Here is a 294-nt window from a genome sequence, read left to right as displayed (position 1 = left end):
CAGGTCGCCCGCGCCGCCGAACTGCAGGAACCCCGCCTCGGCGGCGACACCACCGAGGTCGCCGTGCTGTTCGTGGACCTGGTCGGCTCCACCCGGCTGGCCGCGACCCGCCCGCCCGGCGAGGTGGTCGAGGTCCTCAACGACTTCTTCGAGGTGGTGGTGGACGAGGTCGAGAACGGCGGCGGATTCGTGGACCAGTTCCAGGGCGATGCGGCCCTCGCGATCTTCGGCGCGCCCGCGCCCCTGGCCGACCCGGCCACCGCCGCGCTCGGGGTGGCCCGCCGACTGACCGCG

At 75.2% G+C, this 294-nt stretch carries 1 protein-coding gene; it reads left to right on the top strand.

Translation table 11 applies throughout. The features are described from left to right. The coding region (locus G6016_RS13680) for an adenylate/guanylate cyclase domain-containing protein (RefSeq protein ID WP_182633185.1) at nucleotides 1-294 on the top strand (294 nt) is incomplete at both ends.

It is taken from the genome of Dietzia aerolata (assembly GCF_014144865.1).
GTDB lineage: Bacteria > Actinomycetota > Actinomycetes > Mycobacteriales > Mycobacteriaceae > Dietzia > Dietzia aerolata.
The sequence above is the reverse complement of the archived record's forward strand: the minus strand, read 5'-3'. Positions and strand labels throughout refer to the sequence as shown.